At 68.5% G+C, this 15,576-nt stretch carries 19 protein-coding genes and 1 tRNA gene; 8 read left to right on the top strand and 12 right to left on the bottom strand.

Annotated elements, in window-relative coordinates:
* Window positions 1-17 precede the first annotated feature (17 nt).
* From ACFWN2_RS35660 to ACFWN2_RS35645, 4 genes are all read right to left on the bottom strand, one after another.
* Complete coding sequence (locus ACFWN2_RS35660; protein ID WP_382434994.1) at window positions 18-1,394, bottom strand: serine/threonine-protein kinase; 1,377 nt, start codon at window positions 1,392-1,394, stop codon at window positions 18-20.
* A gap of 37 nt (window positions 1,395-1,431) precedes the next feature.
* Window positions 1,432-2,376 carry a hypothetical protein gene (locus ACFWN2_RS35655; protein ID WP_382434993.1) on the bottom strand — a complete coding sequence of 315 codons (945 nt, stop codon included), beginning with the start codon at window positions 2,374-2,376 and terminating at the stop codon, window positions 1,432-1,434.
* A 60-nt stretch (window positions 2,377-2,436) separates the two neighbouring features.
* Window positions 2,437-3,003, bottom strand: coding sequence for an HhH-GPD-type base excision DNA repair protein (locus ACFWN2_RS35650; RefSeq protein WP_382434991.1), 567 nt, complete (start codon window positions 3,001-3,003; stop codon window positions 2,437-2,439).
* A gap of 91 nt (window positions 3,004-3,094) precedes the next feature.
* Window positions 3,095-4,210: a DnaJ domain-containing protein gene (locus ACFWN2_RS35645; RefSeq protein ID WP_382434990.1), complete on the bottom strand. Its 1,116-nt coding sequence runs from the start codon at window positions 4,208-4,210 to the stop codon at window positions 3,095-3,097.
* A gap of 106 nt (window positions 4,211-4,316) precedes the next feature.
* Between ACFWN2_RS35645 and ACFWN2_RS35640 the strand changes: the two genes are divergently transcribed.
* The 3 genes from ACFWN2_RS35640 to ACFWN2_RS35630 all read left to right on the top strand — a co-directional run bounded on the left by ACFWN2_RS35640 (window position 4,317) and on the right by ACFWN2_RS35630 (window position 5,124).
* Window positions 4,317-4,390, top strand: a tRNA-Ser gene (locus ACFWN2_RS35640).
* An 82-nt stretch (window positions 4,391-4,472) separates the two neighbouring features.
* Window positions 4,473-4,877, top strand: a complete 405-nt coding sequence (locus ACFWN2_RS35635; RefSeq protein WP_382434989.1) for an MmcQ/YjbR family DNA-binding protein — start codon at window positions 4,473-4,475, stop codon at window positions 4,875-4,877.
* Entirely contained in the window at window positions 4,864-5,124 is a 261-nt protein-coding gene (locus ACFWN2_RS35630; RefSeq protein ID WP_355300731.1) for a Prokaryotic metallothionein, read from the top strand. The genes ACFWN2_RS35635 and ACFWN2_RS35630 overlap by 14 nt, the downstream gene beginning before the upstream one ends.
* Here ACFWN2_RS35630 and ACFWN2_RS35625 read toward each other — a convergent pair.
* Window positions 5,121-5,717 (bottom strand): TetR/AcrR family transcriptional regulator, encoded by a 597-nt coding sequence (locus ACFWN2_RS35625; RefSeq protein ID WP_382434988.1) that lies wholly within the window; start codon window positions 5,715-5,717, stop codon window positions 5,121-5,123. The genes ACFWN2_RS35630 and ACFWN2_RS35625 overlap by 4 nt on opposite strands.
* Window positions 5,718-5,798: 81 nt before the next feature.
* Here ACFWN2_RS35625 and ACFWN2_RS35620 point away from each other — a divergent pair, with 81 nt between their 5' ends.
* The gene (locus ACFWN2_RS35620; RefSeq protein ID WP_382434987.1) at window positions 5,799-6,134 is read left to right on the top strand and encodes a hypothetical protein; all 336 of its coding nucleotides are present in this window, start codon (window positions 5,799-5,801) and stop codon (window positions 6,132-6,134) included.
* A 5-nt stretch (window positions 6,135-6,139) separates the two neighbouring features.
* Here ACFWN2_RS35620 and ACFWN2_RS35615 read toward each other — a convergent pair whose 3' ends face one another.
* The 3 genes from ACFWN2_RS35615 to ACFWN2_RS35605 are packed head-to-tail and all read right to left on the bottom strand — an operon-like array spanning window position 6,140 to window position 8,255.
* Window positions 6,140-6,721, bottom strand: a complete 582-nt coding sequence (locus ACFWN2_RS35615) for an ABC transporter permease (RefSeq protein WP_382434986.1) — start codon at window positions 6,719-6,721, stop codon at window positions 6,140-6,142.
* Window positions 6,722-6,750: 29 nt separating this feature from the next.
* Window positions 6,751-7,209, bottom strand: a complete 459-nt coding sequence (locus ACFWN2_RS35610; RefSeq protein ID WP_382434985.1) for a TetR/AcrR family transcriptional regulator — start codon at window positions 7,207-7,209, stop codon at window positions 6,751-6,753.
* Window positions 7,206-8,255 (bottom strand): medium chain dehydrogenase/reductase family protein, encoded by a 1,050-nt coding sequence (locus ACFWN2_RS35605; RefSeq protein WP_382434984.1) that lies wholly within the window; start codon window positions 8,253-8,255, stop codon window positions 7,206-7,208. Before ACFWN2_RS35605 ends, ACFWN2_RS35610 begins: the two co-directional genes overlap by 4 nt.
* 110 nt (window positions 8,256-8,365) lie before the next feature.
* Between ACFWN2_RS35605 and ACFWN2_RS35600 the strand changes: the two genes are divergently transcribed.
* The gene (locus tag ACFWN2_RS35600) at window positions 8,366-8,992 is read left to right on the top strand and encodes a TetR/AcrR family transcriptional regulator (protein ID WP_382434983.1); all 627 of its coding nucleotides are present in this window, start codon (window positions 8,366-8,368) and stop codon (window positions 8,990-8,992) included.
* On the opposite strand, the gene ACFWN2_RS35595 is transcribed toward ACFWN2_RS35600, so the two are convergent.
* From ACFWN2_RS35595 to ACFWN2_RS35580, 4 genes are all read right to left on the bottom strand, one after another.
* On the bottom strand, window positions 8,993-9,937 hold the full coding sequence (locus ACFWN2_RS35595) for a ribose-phosphate diphosphokinase (protein WP_382434982.1): 945 nt from the start codon (window positions 9,935-9,937) through the stop codon (window positions 8,993-8,995). It lies immediately after the preceding gene.
* 10 nt (window positions 9,938-9,947) lie between these two features.
* Window positions 9,948-10,430: a hypothetical protein gene (locus ACFWN2_RS35590; RefSeq protein WP_382434980.1), complete on the bottom strand. Its 483-nt coding sequence runs from the start codon at window positions 10,428-10,430 to the stop codon at window positions 9,948-9,950.
* Complete coding sequence (locus ACFWN2_RS35585; protein ID WP_382434979.1) at window positions 10,427-11,935, bottom strand: PHP domain-containing protein; 1,509 nt, start codon at window positions 11,933-11,935, stop codon at window positions 10,427-10,429. The genes ACFWN2_RS35590 and ACFWN2_RS35585 overlap by 4 nt, the downstream gene beginning before the upstream one ends.
* 78 nt (window positions 11,936-12,013) lie before the next feature.
* Window positions 12,014-12,820, bottom strand: a complete 807-nt coding sequence (locus ACFWN2_RS35580; RefSeq protein WP_382434978.1) for a metal-dependent hydrolase — start codon at window positions 12,818-12,820, stop codon at window positions 12,014-12,016.
* A 116-nt stretch (window positions 12,821-12,936) separates the two neighbouring features.
* Here ACFWN2_RS35580 and ACFWN2_RS35575 point away from each other — a divergent pair, with 116 nt between their 5' ends.
* The 3 genes from ACFWN2_RS35575 (at window position 12,937) to ACFWN2_RS35565 (ending at window position 15,566) form a co-directional block, all read left to right on the top strand.
* A complete protein-coding gene (locus ACFWN2_RS35575; RefSeq protein WP_382434977.1) occupies window positions 12,937-13,779 on the top strand; it encodes an SDR family NAD(P)-dependent oxidoreductase in 843 nt (280 codons plus the stop codon).
* Window positions 13,780-13,858: 79 nt separating this feature from the next.
* Complete coding sequence (locus ACFWN2_RS35570) at window positions 13,859-15,082, top strand: NADP-dependent isocitrate dehydrogenase (RefSeq protein WP_382434976.1); 1,224 nt, start codon at window positions 13,859-13,861, stop codon at window positions 15,080-15,082.
* A gap of 202 nt (window positions 15,083-15,284) precedes the next feature.
* The gene (locus ACFWN2_RS35565) at window positions 15,285-15,566 is read left to right on the top strand and encodes an SH3 domain-containing protein (RefSeq protein WP_382434975.1); all 282 of its coding nucleotides are present in this window, start codon (window positions 15,285-15,287) and stop codon (window positions 15,564-15,566) included.
* The last annotated feature ends 10 nt before the right edge of the window (window positions 15,567-15,576 follow it).

The following is a 15,576-nucleotide window of genomic DNA, read 5'->3' as shown; positions in this document are numbered from 1 at the left end:
TGTCCGGGGAATCCTAGTCAGCTGCCGAACGCGCTGGTCACGACTTCGCCCGCGCCGGGTTCCGCGCCGAAGCACAGGAAGTAGTTGCGAGAGCCGTCCGCGTACCCGACAGCGGTGATCTCCCAGCTGGTGGTGTCGACGGTCGGTCTGGTGTTCGCCTTCATCAGAGCGGGCGTGCAGATGTTCTTCACCTCTGCCGAGGCCGCGAGTTCGTCCGAGTCGACCGCCGGGATCTCCCCGGAGAGCCAGCCTCCTCCGAACGCCTCCCAGTAGTGCTCGTCCGCGCAGCTGCCGACCTTCCGCGCCGTCGCAGCCTGGCCCCCGACGGTGTTGATCCCGCGGAAGCACGTCGACTTGTCGATGCAGAACCCGCCGTCGCACTTCTTGAGGAACGGCGGAACGTCCTCGGCGCCAACGGGCTGCGTGGTCTGCGCTCCAGGTCCCTGGGCGTTCGTCTGCTGCTTGCCGCCGAAGGGGTTCCAGATCAGCACGCCCGCCACGACCACGGCGACCAACCCCGCCGCCGCGGCGACCAGCGGCCACCTCTTGCGCTTCGGCGGGGGAGGGACGGGCACGGTCGGCATCCGCATCGGGTCGGTCAGCTCGTCCCGCAGCTGCGCGGCACTCGGCGTGCGCAGGTTCGCGTCCGGGTGCAGTGCCCTCGCGAGCGCCTCGTGCAGTGCCGGCGGGACCCCGTTGACCGCGGTGATGGGCCTGCGCAGGATCTCGCCGAGCTGGTCGAACGACGTGATCGGCCACGGCACCGGTCGCGGCGGCTTGCCCGCGAGCAGCGTGTAGAGCGTGGCGGCGAGCGAGTAGACGTCGGCCTGCGGCGTCGGCTCGGCCATCGCGAACGCCTCGGGCGGCGCGTAGCTGGGGCTCAGGGCGTCCCGCGTGACCGTGCTGCCGCCCTGCGCGTCGAGCAGCGCCGCCAGCCCGAAGTCGGCGAGCTTCGGCGTGCCGTAGCGGTCGACGAGGATGTTGGCGGGCTTGATGTCCCGGTGCAGCACGCCTTCCTGGTGTGCTGCGGCGAGTGCGTCCGCGAGCTTGATGCCCAGGTCGCGCACCTGGTCGGGGTGCAACGGACCCCGCGCGTCGAGCTGGTCGGCGAGCGACCCGCCCGTGCACAGCTCCATGACGATGTAGGGCGTGCCCTGCGGCGTGATGTTCGCGTCGTGCACCCCGACGACGTGCGGATGCCCCGACAACTTGGCCGCGGCCCGCGCCTCGCGCAGGAACCGCCTCCGGTCCCGTTCGTCCACGAGCACCCGGTTGTCGATCTTGACGGCGACGTCCCGGCCGAGTTGTGCCTGGTGGGCGGTGTAGACGGTGGCGAACCCGCCCGCGCCCAGCGGTCTCAGCGCGGTCAGGCCGGGGATGTGGGGTGCGGTCACGCGCGGAGCATAGTTCCGCACCCCGACAACCCGGCTGTTAGGCCGTGCAGTTCAGCGAACCGCTCCTGAGCGCGTGCTTGTCGGTGTTGTCGTCGTCCGACCAGAGGGCGACCTTCTTGCCGTTGACGCAGCTCGGCGAGAGCGCGAAGCCTTCGAGGTTCACGTTCGGCAGCTTCGAGGGCCGGTCGTACGTCGCCGTCACCTTGAACTTGCCGTCACTGATCGCGAGTGTGGTCGACCTGCCGCTGCAGTTGTCGTCGCACGTGGCCCACAGCCTGTTGTTCTCCCACTCCAGGTCCATGACCTGCGCCTGCCCGCTCGCGAACTTCGAGACGAGCTTCGCCCCGCCGTCCTGCAACGCGTACAGGAAGATCCCGCCGGTCGCCTCCAGCCCGACCGCGAACAACCCGGTCCCGTGCCCCGGGTAGTCGGCGGGGACGTAGGGCTTGCCGGTGTCGTCCTTGAAGTTCTGCGAGGTCAGGAACGAGTCGGGAATCCACGAGATGGCCTCGGGACCCTCGTTGGGATCGACCGACGGCATCCCCGGCAGCTTCCACTCGGCCACGGTTCCGCTGACCTTCAACACCATCGGCGAACTGACGTCACCGTTGTCGTTGTCCCGCTCGCTGACGACGAACACCCCGTCCGGCGTGCTGACGACACCCTCGGCGTCCGGATCACCCTCGCCGTTCTTGAACGTGAGCGACCGCTTCGAGTCGACCTTCCACGTGCTTCCGCTGGGCACGAGCCGGTAGAGCGTCGACGGCCCGTTCTTCACCGCCCACACGACCCCGGCACTCTCGAACGACACCCCGCTGAGGTTCTTGCCGAACACGTTCGACCCGTCAGCGACCTTGACCGCCGAGTCACCCGGCCACGTGGTGGCGGCACCGGCCGCCGTGGTCCCCAACCCGACAGCCAGGACCGCGAAAACGCTGATCACCTTGATGCGCAACGGAACCGCCTCTCTCCCACGAGGCAAGATCACACCTCGTGCGAACTGACGGCGGACGTCCAGTGCACCAGACGATGAACAACAGGGCTACTTCTTGGCGGCGGCCTTCGCAGCCTTCTTGAAGTCCCGGACCTCCAGCAGCGAAGCCTGATCACGCACGTCGGCGACGCTACGTCGGCTTCCTTCGTCCCCGTAGTGCCCAGCGGCCTCACGCCACCCACTCGGCGTGACGCCGAACTGCTTGCCCAAAAGGGCGAGGAAGATCTTCGCCTTCTGGTCCCCGAACCCGGGCAACGCCTTGAGCCGCTTGAACACCGCGGCCCCGTCCCCGTCGGCCCAGATCCGCGTGACGTCCCCGTCGTAGGTGTCGACGACGAACTGCGACAGCGCCTGCACCCGCTTGGCCATCGAACCGGGGAACCGGTGCACGGCGGGCGGCGTGGCCATGGCCGAGGCGAAGGTCTCGGGGTCGGCCTCGGCGATGCGGCGCACGTCCAGGCCGCCCATGCGGTCGGCGAGGACCTTGGGTCCGGAGAAGGCCTTCTCCATGGGAATCTGCTGGTCCAGCAGCATTCCGGTCAACAGGGCGAACATGTCCGACGCGAGGAGTGCGTCCGCGTCGGGGTTCTGCGCGAGGCACACCGTGCGGGTCATGGGAGGGATGGTGCCATGGACAGGGCAACCGCCGCCTGCCGAGGTCACGGCTCTGCGTAGGGGTGCCAGCTGCTCAAGTGCGGCGTTCGAACTAGGCGCCGGCCACGCGCACTTCGGACACCACCTGGCGCACGAGCACGCGCAGCGCCTCGCGGTCCACGGTCGCCGGGTCGTCGGCCAGCCAGTCGCCGATCTCGCTGACGAACTGCTCCGGCGTCATCGGCGGCACGTCGAAGTCGAGGTCGTCGTCGCAGGTCACCTCGCCGGCTCGGCTCGGGTAGACGATCAGGGCGCCCCTGATGTCCAGCCACGGCAGGAGTTCGGCGTAGTAGTCGACGCTGTCGAGCAGTTGGGAGCCGCCGCCGCGGAACGGGTGGCCGTTGCGCCAGAGTTCGCCGTCCTCGTCGCAGTAGTAGTGGCCGGGGAGCCACGACTTCGACTCGATGAGGACCAGGCGGCGGCCGCAGAGCAGGGCGTGGTCTACGTCGGTGAAAACTGAACCCGGCCAGGCGAGGCCGTGGAAGATGCGCACTCCCGGTAGTTGGGTCATGTATTCCGTGAGCAATCCGGCGGTCAGCCGTTCGCGTCTGTTTTCACCCGGACGGCCGAAAATCGTGTTGCCGTCGTACTCACCCGCGAACGCCCGTTCGGCCCTCGCGACCGTCATGTAGCGGCGCACCAGTCGGAACGCCCCGTAACCGGCGCCCGCCACGAGTGGCAGCCAGACGGCGAGCAGGAGTGGTGAGAGCGTCATCGTCAACGGGATGAGCAGGACGAACCACCCACCGATCGCGGCCGCCGCCGGGGCGTGGCCGAGGCCGGTGGCGGGCACGTAGCGGACACGCGCGCCCAGGTCGATCCGGTGCCACCAGTCCATCGAGCCGAGGTCGACGCGGGGGCGTGGCGCCATGTAGTTGGGGTCGTCGCCGAAGTCGCGCAGCCGGCCCGTGTGACCTGTTCGACGAGGTCGCGGGCGTGTCTGCGGGCGGACGACCGTCGGCACCTTCACGGCGGGGCGGTCGTAGTCGGCCCGGCGGACCGGGTCCTTCAGCGTCTCGTAGGCCTCCTGGAGCAGGCGGAAGCCGCCAGACGTCCCACCCGCGTCGGGGTGCATGACCTTGGCTAGAGAGCGGTAGGCCGACTTGATCTCCGAGGCGCTGGCGCCCCGGTTCACACCGAGCAACTCGTAGTAGTCGATCCCTGGCACGACACCGTCCAGTTCGAGGTTGGTCCGTGAACCTTATTGGGTCCAACACTTTCGCAGGGCATACGGCCCGGACTTCCGCGGCTAGTGTGAGACGTGCGGTGGCGATGGGGCCTGTAGCGCAGTGGTCGACGCGCCCTCCGGAACGGAGGGAGAACGCCGGTTCGAATCCGGCCGGTCCCGCTCAGAAACGGGGCTTCCGCATTCCTCCAGCAGGTCCTTTGTGGACGGTGCGCGTCCGCCGCCGGAGGCGCAGGATGTACTGGTGGACGCACTGGAGAACCTGCGCCGCCTCTGCCTCGCGTTGCCAGAGGTGACCGAACGCCTGAGTCACGGCGAGCCGACGTGGTTCGTCCGCGGCAAGAAGACCTTCGTGACGCTGTCCGACCACCACCACGACGACCGCGTGGCGTTCTGGTGCGCTGCGGGCCCGGACGTGCAGGAAACCCTGGTCGCCCAGGCCCCTGAGCAGTACTTCCGCCCGCCCTACGTAGGTCACCGCGGCTGGCTCGGCGTGTACCTGGACGTGCCCGTCGACTGGGGCGTCGTCGGCGATCTCGTCGAGGACGCCTATCGGGTGACAGCCCCGAAGACGCTCGTGGCGCGGCTCGACGTTCGAGTTGCCGACCCGTCCGACCTGCCGCAGTCTTCCGCGCATGGCGACCTGTGACGTCTGTGGCAACGACTACTGGATGGCGTTCGAGGTGCGCACCGTCGGCGGCGGCGTGCACACGTTCGACAGCTTCGAGTGCGCGATCCAACGGCTCGCGCCGCGCTGCGAGCACTGCGACTGCCGCGTGATCGGGCACGGTGTGGAGGTGGAGGGCAAGTTCTTCTGCTGCGCCCACTGCGCGCGGTCGGGGTCGGCCGACCTGGGCGCGATGATCCGCGACACCGTCGGCGCCCATCCCGGCTAGTTGTTCAACACCAGGTCCAGGCTGAGCGGCACGGGCGGCGGCAGAACGTCCGTGCCCACCCTGAACGACTCCAGCAGGTACGCGACCAGGCGCCGGGAGGCGGCCACCGCGACCTCCGCCGGCATGCCCGACAGTCCACCGTTGGCCAGCAGCACCAACGTCAGGTCGTGCGGTGAGAAGTCCGCGCGCAGGTGTCCGCTGTCCTTCGCGCGCTGAACCAACGCCTCAAGGCGCTCCCACGTGCGGTCGCGCACCTCGGAGTGCAGGTCCGGGAACGAGGCCGTGAACGCCGCCGTGAACCCGCGGTCGCACGCCTGCATCAGGCACACCTGCTCGATCACCGTGGAGAACCCGCGCCACGGGTCCGGGTCCTGCAGCGCGTCGTCCATGCAGGCCTGGCAGTGCGCGAACTGCTCGGCGAAGGCCTCCATGACCAGCAGTTCCTTGGTGGGGAACCGTCGGTAGAGCGTGGCCACGCCGACGCCGGCACGTCGCGCGATCGCGGCCATCGGCACCTCCAGTCCGCGTTCGGCGAACAACTCCCGTGCGACGGTCAGCACCCGTGCGCGGTTCTCTCGCGCGTCGGCTCGCATCTGAGACGGTTCTGCGGTCACTTCTTCTCACTTCGTGCCAAGCGGATGGGGTTCTCCACTTAGCAGGTTACGTTCGAAGTCATGAACTTCAAGAGCTCGATCGTGGGTCCTTTCAACAGGGTGATCGTCGGACTGCGCGACGTGCCGCTCGTCGGCAGGCTGGTGCGCAAGGGCATCACCGTCGTGTCCTACACGGGCCGCAAGTCGGGTCGCACGTTCTCCACACCCGTTGGCTACCAACGCAAAGGTGACACCGTCGACATCCGCGTGATGATGCCGGACGCCAAGACGTGGTGGCGCAACTTCAGCGGCGAGGGCGGCCCTCTCCGTCTTGAGCTCGATGGCACCGAACGGACCGGACACGCGACATCGCACCGTGACGACAAGGGTCGTGTCACGGTGCGAGTGAAGCTGTAGAAGCCTTACGCGGCAAGGCGTCGGCGCTCCAGGAACGCGGCCACCAGGTAGGCGCTGCCGCCGAGCACGGCCAGCACGCCGAAGAAGCCGGCTCCCGGGACGAACAGCGCCGCCGCGGCGACGAGCGCGAGCCAGGTGCCCAGGTTGTAGTGCAGCGCGTTGCCGCGCACGGCACCCTCGGCGATGTAGATCAGGCCGACGACGATGGTCGAACCGGCGGGCCACAGCACGGTCTGCAACTCGGGCTTGTCGAACACCGTGCTCAGGCCGGTGACGGCCAGCGCCAGCGCAGCGAAACCGGTGACCCAGGCGGTGCCGACCAGTTTCTCGGCTCGTCGTCGTGCCTCGGACGCGGCTTTCTGGGCACGCAGCGACGCGCTCATGGCGAAGGCGGTGCCGGCGACGAGGCCGGTGGCGAGCAACGCGATCGGCAGCCACGCCGGCATCACGACCGCTCCGGACCGGGAGAGCATCGCGGCGCCGTGGCCGAAGACGTAGGCGAAGGCGAATCCCAGGTAGGCGACGCGGTTGTCGACCTCGGTGGACGCGACGGTGGCGGCGGTGGGGCGCAGGGCGGTGGCGTTCATGGCGGGGACCTTCCGGAAGTCGGACGAGTTCAGATGAGTGAAGTGATCAGGCGCGGTGCGATGACGAGGAACTGCGGCGAGCGGCGGATCGAGGCGCGCTGGTCGGCGAGGCCGTGCAGGCCCAGCCAGAACGCCAGCGCGCGATCAGGATCCGCGATGACCTGGGTGAACAGCCGCAACGCCGGTTCGGAGAGATCGGCCGCGCCGAACATCACGCGGTAGCGGCGGGGGTGCGCGACGGCGAAGTCGAGGTAGGCGAGGCCTGCCGCGTACGGGCCGGTGGCGGCGAGAACGGCCGCTTCGAGCTCGTGGAAGGCCTCGTGGCACACGGCCAGCAGGATCGCCCCGGCGTCGGGGAACTGCGGGTAGATCGACGACGTGGGGAGGCCGGTCTCGCGGGACACGGCCCTCAGCGTCACGGCGTGGTCGGAGTCGACCAGCGCGGTCGCCGCCGCCACGATCAACTGGCGGCAGCCCTGCCTGTTCACCGTTCCGGGACGATGATGACCTTGCCCACGACGGTGCGGGACTCGGCCAGCGTCAGCGCCGCGGCGGCCTCGGGCAACGGGATGCGCGCGGCGATCTGCGGCGTGACCGCACCGGACTCGACCAGGTTCAGCACCTGCACCAGGTCGTCGCGCAGGCGAGTGCGGAAGGTGTTGAGGCGGAAGCGCTTGCCAGCCCAGAAGTTGTAGAAGCCCGCGCGCTTGCCGTTGGGCAGCAGGTTCCACACCATCAGCTGCCCGAACAGCTTGAGCACCGGCAGCATCGCGTTGCCCGGCTCGTCCTTCGTCGCGGCCGACCCGTAGTTGACCAGCGCGCCGCCGCGGCGCAGCAGCTTCCAGGACTCCTTCAGGGCGGGGCCGCCGACGTGGTCGAACACCGCGTCGACACCCTCGGGCGCCAGCTCGCGGATGCGGGCGTACATGTTCGGGTCGCGGTAGTCGACGGGAATTGCGCCGAGCTCGCGGATCGCGTCGAGGTTGCGGGCCGACGCCGTGCCGATGACCTTGATGCCGGCGTGCCTGGCGAGCTGCACCAGCGTGGAGCCGACACCGCCGTTCGCGCCCAGCACGACGATCGTGTCGCCTCGCTTGACCTTCGCCGTGCGGTACAGCATCTGCCAGGCCGTGACGCCGTTGACCGCGACGGTCTCGGCGGCGGCCGCGTCCACGCCGTCCGGCACGGGCACCAGGTCGCCGGCCTCGACGATCAGGTGGCTCGCCCACGCGCCGACCTTCGTGACCACGGCGAACCGGTGTCCGCGCAGGTCGCGGTCGACACCCGGACCCGCGGCGACGACCGTGCCGACGACGTCGTAGCCGGGCACGAAGGGGAACGGCGGCTGGTCGTAGTACTTGCCCAGGCGCATCTGCTGCTCGGCGAAGCAGACGCCGGTGGCCTCCATCCGCAGGACCACCTGGCCCTCACCCGGCGCTGGCAGGTCGCGGACCCGGACGTGCAGGCCGTCGGGCTCGACCACACCCGGCAGGACGATCTCGGTGGCGCGGGTGGTGGCGGTCGTGGCGTTCATCGTGGCTCCTCGTGTCGGTCCCGGTTGTGCTTACGGCCATAAGCTAACGCCCGTAAGTTCACGAGCGCAAGACCTAACGGCCATAAACTTTCAGGTGTATGGTTACGGCCGTGACGAACACGGAACCGCGCAGGCGAAACCGCAGGGGTGAGGGCGGGAAGCTGCGGGAGGAGATCATCGAGGCGGCCGTCGCGCTCCTCGACGAGGGCGGGGACGAACGCGCGGTCACGCTCCGCTCGGTCGCCCGCAAGGTCGGGATCGCGGCACCGTCGATCTACCCGCACTTCGCGGACCAGCCGTCGATCATGCTGGCCGTCGTGCAGCGGGAGATGGACACGCTCACGACGGTCCTGCGCGAGGCCGACGACAACGCGGGCGCAAGCGCGCGCGCACGGCTCTTCGCGGTGTGCAACGCCTACCTGGACTTCGCCAAGCTGCACCCGCAGCGCTACCGGATCATGTTCGGCGGCCTCTGGACGCCGTCCACCGAGGACACGTCGATCACCGACGCCGACCTCGACTCACTGGGCGTGGAGGCGTTCACGCTGCTCGTCGGCGTGCTCGGCGCGTGCGTCGAGGAGGGGATCGCGCACGGCAGCGACGACCTCTACGGCGACTCCGTGGCGTTGTGGCTGGGGCTGCACGGCCTCGCCCACCAGCGGGCCGTGGTGCGCAAGATGCCGGGGCCGGACGACGTCGGGGACCGGCTGATCACGGCACTCGCGCACCTGAAGTGACTACGGGGCCTCGAACAGGGTCGACACCGACTCGCCGACGTTGATCCGCCGCATCGCCTCGGCCATCGCCGGCGCGATCGACAGCACCTTCAACTTCGGCACGGCCTTCTCGGCAGGGATCGGCACGGTGTTCGTCGCGACGATCTCCAGCACGTCGTCGAACGCCTGCAACCGGTCCAGCGCGCCGGACGAGAACAGCCCGTGCGTGCACGCGACCCGGATCGACCCGGCGCCGCGCTCGCGCAGCTTGTCGAGCAGTTCGATCACCGTCGAGCCCTTGGCGATCTCGTCGTCCAGCACGATCACGTCCCGCCCGGCCACGTCGCCGATGACGGTCGAGATCTGCACCTTGTCGTCGGCGAACCGCTGCTTGGCGCCCGCCGCGACGGGCAGGCCGAGGATGCGGGCGAAGTGCGCCGCCTCCTTGGCGTTGCCGAGGTCCGGCGACACCACGACGGTGTTCGAGAGGTCGTACTGGGAGAAGTGCGCGGCCAGTTCGCGCAGGGCGTGCAGGTGGTCGACGGGCACCGAGAAGAACCCGTGCACCTGCGGTGAGTGCAGCGTCATCGCCAGCACCCTGGACGCTCCCGCTGCCACCATCAGGTCGGCGACCAGGCGGCCGCCGATCGAGATGCGGGGCGCGTCCTTCTTGTCCGAACGCGCGTAGGCGTAGTGCGGCAGAACGACGGTCGTGCGCGCGGCGGAGGCTCCACGGGCGGCGTCCAGCATCAGCAGCAGTTCGACGAGATTTTCCTGCACCGGCGGGACGAGCGGCTGGATCAGGAACACGTCGCGCTCGCGGCAGTTCGCCTGCAACTGCACTTCCAGGCAGTCGTTGGCGAACCGGGTCAGGCGGCTGGGCGACAGGTCGACGCCGAGATGTCCGCAGATCTCGGCGGCGAGTGTGGGATGGGCAGAACCACTGAAGACAGCGATGTCACGCACGCCCCGAAACCTAGTCGATGACCAGCACCAACTTGCCGTCGCGGAAGAACGGCGTGAGGTTCCCGCGCGTGTCGACCGTGTGGGTGCCGCGCGGTAGAACGACCTCTATGGCCGTGAACGCGAGGATGTCCGACACGCCATGACGACCGCGCAACGACCGTTGGCCTTGGTAGCGCAGAGCGCGCCCCTCGCGGCGGTACTGATGGGCCTCGGCAGCAGTGGAGGCGCCTGCTCGAAGCGCCTCCGGGCCTACCAGACGTCCTGAGGACGCACTGCGCACAGCGACTCCGAAACCCTGCTCGACCAGTGAGTTCACCACCGCGTCGGACGGGGACACGGGCACGAGGAAGGACATCGCGTGGTGGCCGTCGACCTCGTGCACCGCGACCGTTCGGGCCGTGGTCAGCACGGTGTCGTGCAGTTCCAGTGCGATCTTCTCCGCTTCCCAGCGGTTTTCGTAGCCGGCGTCGACGCCGACGAAGGTGCTGGTCACCTGACCTCCACGAAGATCGGGTTGGTGTAGCACCACAGGTCCTCCCACGGGTTCGCGGCTCCCGGTGCGTCCGCCTGCGGCCCGAACGCGCCGCGGTTGCCGTCAGTTCCGCGCAACCGGAGGAAGAAGGGCTCCCCGACGTCGCGGAACGTGTGCGTGAAGACCGCATAGTGCCAGCGCGGCTCGTAGGATCGCTCGACCTTCACATGTGGCGTGGCCAACGTTTCAGATGATGATCGTCCGGTTACAGCGCCCTTGATGAGGTCCAAACGGCGCAACCTGGGGACGAACCCCGCGCTGTTCGGCCGGGTCGCGAGACGTGCCTTGATCAGCACCGTCACGTCCGAACCGCGCCGGACGCGCAGCCGCCCGCCCATGGTCTCCGTTCGGCCGGATGCGTAAACCTCGAACCGGAGATCTTCGACGAGGCCACCGTGCGAGACCCACGCCCGTCCCGCCCTCAGGCCCTCCATCACGGCGCCGCGCGTCCGCCGGGTCGCGCCGACTACGGTCCGCGAGAACTCGCACGGGAAGAAGTCGACGTACGGCGGCGATACCTGCGGTACGGCGCCCTCGACCGGGTCGAGGTGCTTGCCGGTCAGGTCGAACTGGTCAGCCGGTTCCGGCACGCGGACGATCGTGTCGCGGGAGTTGAAGTGCGAGTCCGAGTTCGACGTGATCCACCAGCCGAGCCCCTCGGTGAGCAGGGAGTCCCAGACGCCGCCGACCTTCGCGGTCATCCAGTCGAACCCGCCGTGAGTCCGGTAGGCCTCGGCCGGGTAGGGCGCGTAGGAGTTCGGGCCGGGGTTGTTCGCGTAGCCGCCGCGATGGCCGCCGGGACCGCGCAACGGGTCGCCGTCGCCCTGCGCTCCTGGCGCGCCCTCCATGCCGACAACGATGTCCGGCGCCAGGTCGCGCAGGGCGCGGAGCTCGTGCGGCGCCACCCGGCCGTTGCGCATCGGGTGGTTCACGAACACCAGCGCGGACTTCATCGTGCCGTTGCGGATCTTGGCCTGCAGGAACCGGACCGCGTCGAGCGCCTTGCGCTCGTTGGCCGGGTTCGAGGCCTCCTGGCCGTTGAGCCGCCAGTCGAACTGCCGCTCGAAGTCGCGCAGCACGCCGGCCTCGTCGCGGCAGTCCTCGAAGAACACCGTCGCGTGCTCCGCGCCGGGGACGTTCCACTCCATTCCGTGCCACAGCAACAACTGCGGGAACTTGCGGGCGGCACGGCGAAGATCGGCCGCCGTCGCCTCGACCGAGTGAGCCTCGTGCGACGCGTGGCCGTGGTCGGTGACCACGAGCCAGTCCGTGCCGTGCCGCAACGCACCGCGGATCTGCTGCTCGACGGTGTACATGCCGTCGTACGAGTACTGCGTGTGCGTGTGATGGTCACCGGAAAGCCATTGGTAACGGGACGATGCCGACGCACGTCCCGTGCCCAGCGCTCCCGCCACACCAAGCGCGCCCGCTCCTTGGAGGAAGCGTCTGCGGGCTACTTCGGACACGGCTGATCCTCCACACGACGGGTCGGGGTTCGTGGAGGCTAGGCCGATCGGGTGAGCCGCAGGTGGACGCCGCGTGAACTAGATCGGAAGAAGGTCCACCCAGTCCAAGAACGGCAACGCGCCGGTGCCCTGCAACGCCGCGAGCCCCAGCCAGATCGACAGGGCCGTGACGATCGGGCCGACGATCGCCATCTCCACCACGCCACCGGTCTTCATCCGCATGATCTTCGGCGGCGCGACCGGGTACCAGGTCTTGCCGAAGATGGGGATGGGCCACAGGATCGGGCAGCCCTGCTCGGTGATCGCGTCGCCGACGTAGTGCGCGAAACACCCGACGCCGACAGCGATTCCGCACGCCGCGGCGGACGCGCTCGTCTGCGAGGTCCACGCGATCATCGCCCACGTGATGCCCGCGGACACCACCGTGATCAGCAACGCGTCCTGCTTGGGGCACCAGTCGTTCATGATGCCGCGCACCGCCAGGCCGGCGAACACGAACATCAGCACGGGCAGCGCCCACTTCTGGCTGTTCTGCACGACCGCGGTGGTGAAGATGGCGGCGAACAACGCGAAGACGAGCGTGTGCGTGAGACCGCGATGTCCGCCGTCCCGCTTGGAATCTCTCTTCAGCCGTGTCATGCGATACACGAGTGCGCTCAACGCGTTGATGCCCGCGGACAGGCCGCTGCTCAATGCTCCGAACGTGCGCGAGATGGTCGATCCGGGGTGGTCGAGGTCGGGCAGAAGTGCTGCTCCGGTGGCCAGAACCGCGCCCACGGCCCAACTCTGCGGCGAGAGCTGGCCGATCGGGTGACTTGACGCGATCGCGGTCACGGCGCTCCAGGCGAGCAGCCCGCTCATCGCATGTGTTGGCCCAGTTGACACTTACGCCCCTTCTGGTGATCACCCATCTGTGGGAAACAGTAGTCGTTCGGTATCAACCGCCACGGCAGGAACTCCATATCCCCGGACAACTGATTTCCGACGGATGGAGTTCGGACATGGCGCAGGTGTGGCTCATCACCGGCAGTTCCCGCGGCGTCGGCCGCAAGACCGCGGAGGCCGTTCTCGCCGCGGGGCACCGGCTCGTCGCGACCGCCCGCGACCCGCGCGCTCTCGACGACCTCGTCTCTCAACACGGCGACCGGGTCAGATCTGTTGCACTCGACGTGAGAGACGCCGCTCAGGCGCGTGAGGCGGTGGCGACGGCGGTGCGCGAGTTCGGCCGGCTCGACGTCGTGCTGAACAACGCGGGCGTCGGCAGGGTCACCTCGATCGAGGAGTGCTCGGAGGAGGACTTCCGCGAGCAGCTGGAGGTCAACCTGTGGGGTGCCGTGAACGTCACCCGTGCCGCGTTGCCGGTGCTCCGGGCCCAGCGGTCGGGGCACTTCCTGCACGCCGGCTCCACCGCCGGGCACATCGCCCTGGGCGGAGGGCTCGGCCCGTACGTGATGTCGAAGTTCGCCCTGCGCGGCTTCAACGAGACGCTCGCCGCCGAGTGCGCGCCGTTCGGGGTCCGGTCGACGCTGATCGAGCTCGGCGGCATGCAGACGGACTGGACCGGCAGCTCTCTGGTGGTGACGGAGCACGGACCGGACTACGTTCCGTCCGTCGGGGTACTTCTCGGCATGGTCCGGGGAGCCGACGGCAACATGCCCGGTGACCCGGCCAAGGCGGCGAAGGTCATGCTCGACGTGGTAGCCATGGACGAGCCGCCGCTGTGTCTGCTGCTGGGCAGCGACGCGGTGGATATGGTGCGCCTGGCAGACCAGGCACGGAATGCGGAAATCGACAAGTGGGAGCACGTGAGCCGGTCGACCGACCGCGAACCTGAATCGGTGTAACCAGGGTCGCAGGCGCGGGAGGACGGTTTACCAGTACGCTTGTCTTGCTTGCATCGTCGCGAGAGGAGCGCCCGGAGTTATGGGCAAGATCAAGGTTCAGGGCACCGTCGTCGAGCTCGACGGCGACGAGATGACCCGGATCATCTGGCAGTTCATCAAGGACAAGCTGATCCACCCGTACCTGGACGTCACCCTGGAGTACTACGACCTGGGCATCGAGCACCGGGACGCCACCGACGACCAGGTCACCGTCGACGCCGCCAACGCCATCAAGAAGCACGGCGTCGGCGTCAAGTGCGCCACGATCACGCCGGACGAGGCGCGCGTCGAGGAGTTCGGCCTCAAGAAGATGTGGGTCTCGCCGAACGGCACGATCCGCAACATCCTCGGCGGTGTCGTCTTCCGCGAGCCGATCATCATCTCGAACGTCCCGCGCCTGGTCCCGGGCTGGACGAAGCCGATCATCATCGGCCGTCACGCGCACGGTGACCAGTACAAGGCCACCAACTTCAAGGTGCCCGGCGCCGGCAAGCTCACGATCACGTTCCAGCCGGAGGACGGCTCGGACCCGATCGAGCACGTCGTCACCGAGTTCCCGGCGGAGGGCGGTGTGGCGATGGGCATGTACAACTACAACAAGTCCATCGAGGACTTCGCCCGCGCCTCGTTCTCCTACGGCCTGCAGCGGGGCTACCCCGTCTACATGTCGACGAAGAACACGATCCTGAAGGCCTACGACGGTGCCTTCAAGGACATCTTCCAGGCCGTGTTCGACGCCGAGTTCAAGGCGGAGTTCGACGCCAAGGGCCTCACCTACGAGCACCGCCTCATCGACGACATGGTCGCAGCGGCCATGAAGTGGGAGGGCGGCTACGTCTGGGCCTGCAAGAACTACGACGGTGACGTCCAGTCCGACACGGTCGCGCAGGGCTTCGGCTCGCTCGGCCTCATGACGTCGGTCCTGATGACGCCGGACGGCAAGACGGTCGAGGCCGAGGCCGCGCACGGCACCGTGACGCGTCACTTCCGCCAGCACCAGGCCGGCAAGCCGACCTCCACGAACCCCATCGCGTCGATCTACGCGTGGACCCGTGGCCTCATGCACCGCGGCAAGCTGGACAACACCCCCGAGGTGATCCGCTTCGCCGAGGCGCTCGAGGAGGTCGTGATCGAGACCGTCGAGGCCGGTCAGATGACCAAGGACCTGGCCCTGCTGATCAGCAAGGACCAGGCGTGGCTGACGACCGAGGACTTCCTCGCCGCGCTCGACGAGAACCTCAAGAAGAAGATGGCGTCGTTCTGACGTTCGCCTGACGCTTGGTGAAGGCCACCCCGGTCACTCCGGGGTGGCCTTTCCCGTTGCGCGTCACCCGGTCGGTTCCTCTTGCGGGTGGTTGCCGCGCCTCGCCGTCTTCCCGGCCGTTTTTGCCGCTATATCTGCTGCTTGAAGCAGTTTCGCGGTTCGGGAGGGCGTCATGCTGGGTGTTCCGGTCAGGGGTTTGATCGTGATTGGGGTGCTGGGCGTCGCCGGCGTCATGTACGCGGTGAACGGCGGCAAGCCGATGGACAGCGACAAGTCGGCGGAGATCTGCAAGGTCACCGTGACCGCGGACATCCTCAACGTCCGCTCGGGCCCGGACGACATGCAGCCGATCGTCTCGACGATGCCGCGCGACGCGGTCACCGACGCCCAGGGCAGGGTCGAGAACGGCTACCGCATGCTCAGCGACCGCCGCTGGGTCAGCCAGTCCTTCGTGGCGCTGACCAGCGATTCGACCTGCAAGTAAACTCGCGGCC

The sequence above is a fragment of the Lentzea sp. NPDC058436 genome, assembly GCF_042721515.1.
GTDB lineage: Bacteria > Actinomycetota > Actinomycetes > Mycobacteriales > Pseudonocardiaceae > Lentzea.
This window is presented reverse-complemented; position numbering and strand designations above follow the sequence as displayed.

What these genes read in the sequence shown, in the direction of transcription:
- ACFWN2_RS35630 (WP_355300731.1), top strand. Translation starts at nt 4,864, where the DNA reads ATGGCGACCTGTGACGTCTGTGGCAACGACTACTGGATGGCGTTCGAG.
- ACFWN2_RS35575 (WP_382434977.1), top strand. Translation starts at nt 12,937, where the DNA reads ATGGCGCAGGTGTGGCTCATCACCGGCAGTTCCCGCGGCGTCGGCCGC.
- ACFWN2_RS35620 (WP_382434987.1), top strand. Translation starts at nt 5,799, where the DNA reads ATGAACTTCAAGAGCTCGATCGTGGGTCCTTTCAACAGGGTGATCGTC.
- ACFWN2_RS35605 (WP_382434984.1), bottom strand. Translation starts at nt 8,255, where the DNA reads ATGAACGCCACGACCGCCACCACCCGCGCCACCGAGATCGTCCTGCCG.
- ACFWN2_RS35570 (WP_382434976.1), top strand. Translation starts at nt 13,859, where the DNA reads ATGGGCAAGATCAAGGTTCAGGGCACCGTCGTCGAGCTCGACGGCGAC.
- ACFWN2_RS35650 (WP_382434991.1), bottom strand. Translation starts at nt 3,003, where the DNA reads ATGACCCGCACGGTGTGCCTCGCGCAGAACCCCGACGCGGACGCACTC.
- ACFWN2_RS35615 (WP_382434986.1), bottom strand. Translation starts at nt 6,721, where the DNA reads ATGAACGCCACCGCCCTGCGCCCCACCGCCGCCACCGTCGCGTCCACC.
- ACFWN2_RS35625 (WP_382434988.1), bottom strand. Translation starts at nt 5,717, where the DNA reads ATGCGAGCCGACGCGCGAGAGAACCGCGCACGGGTGCTGACCGTCGCA.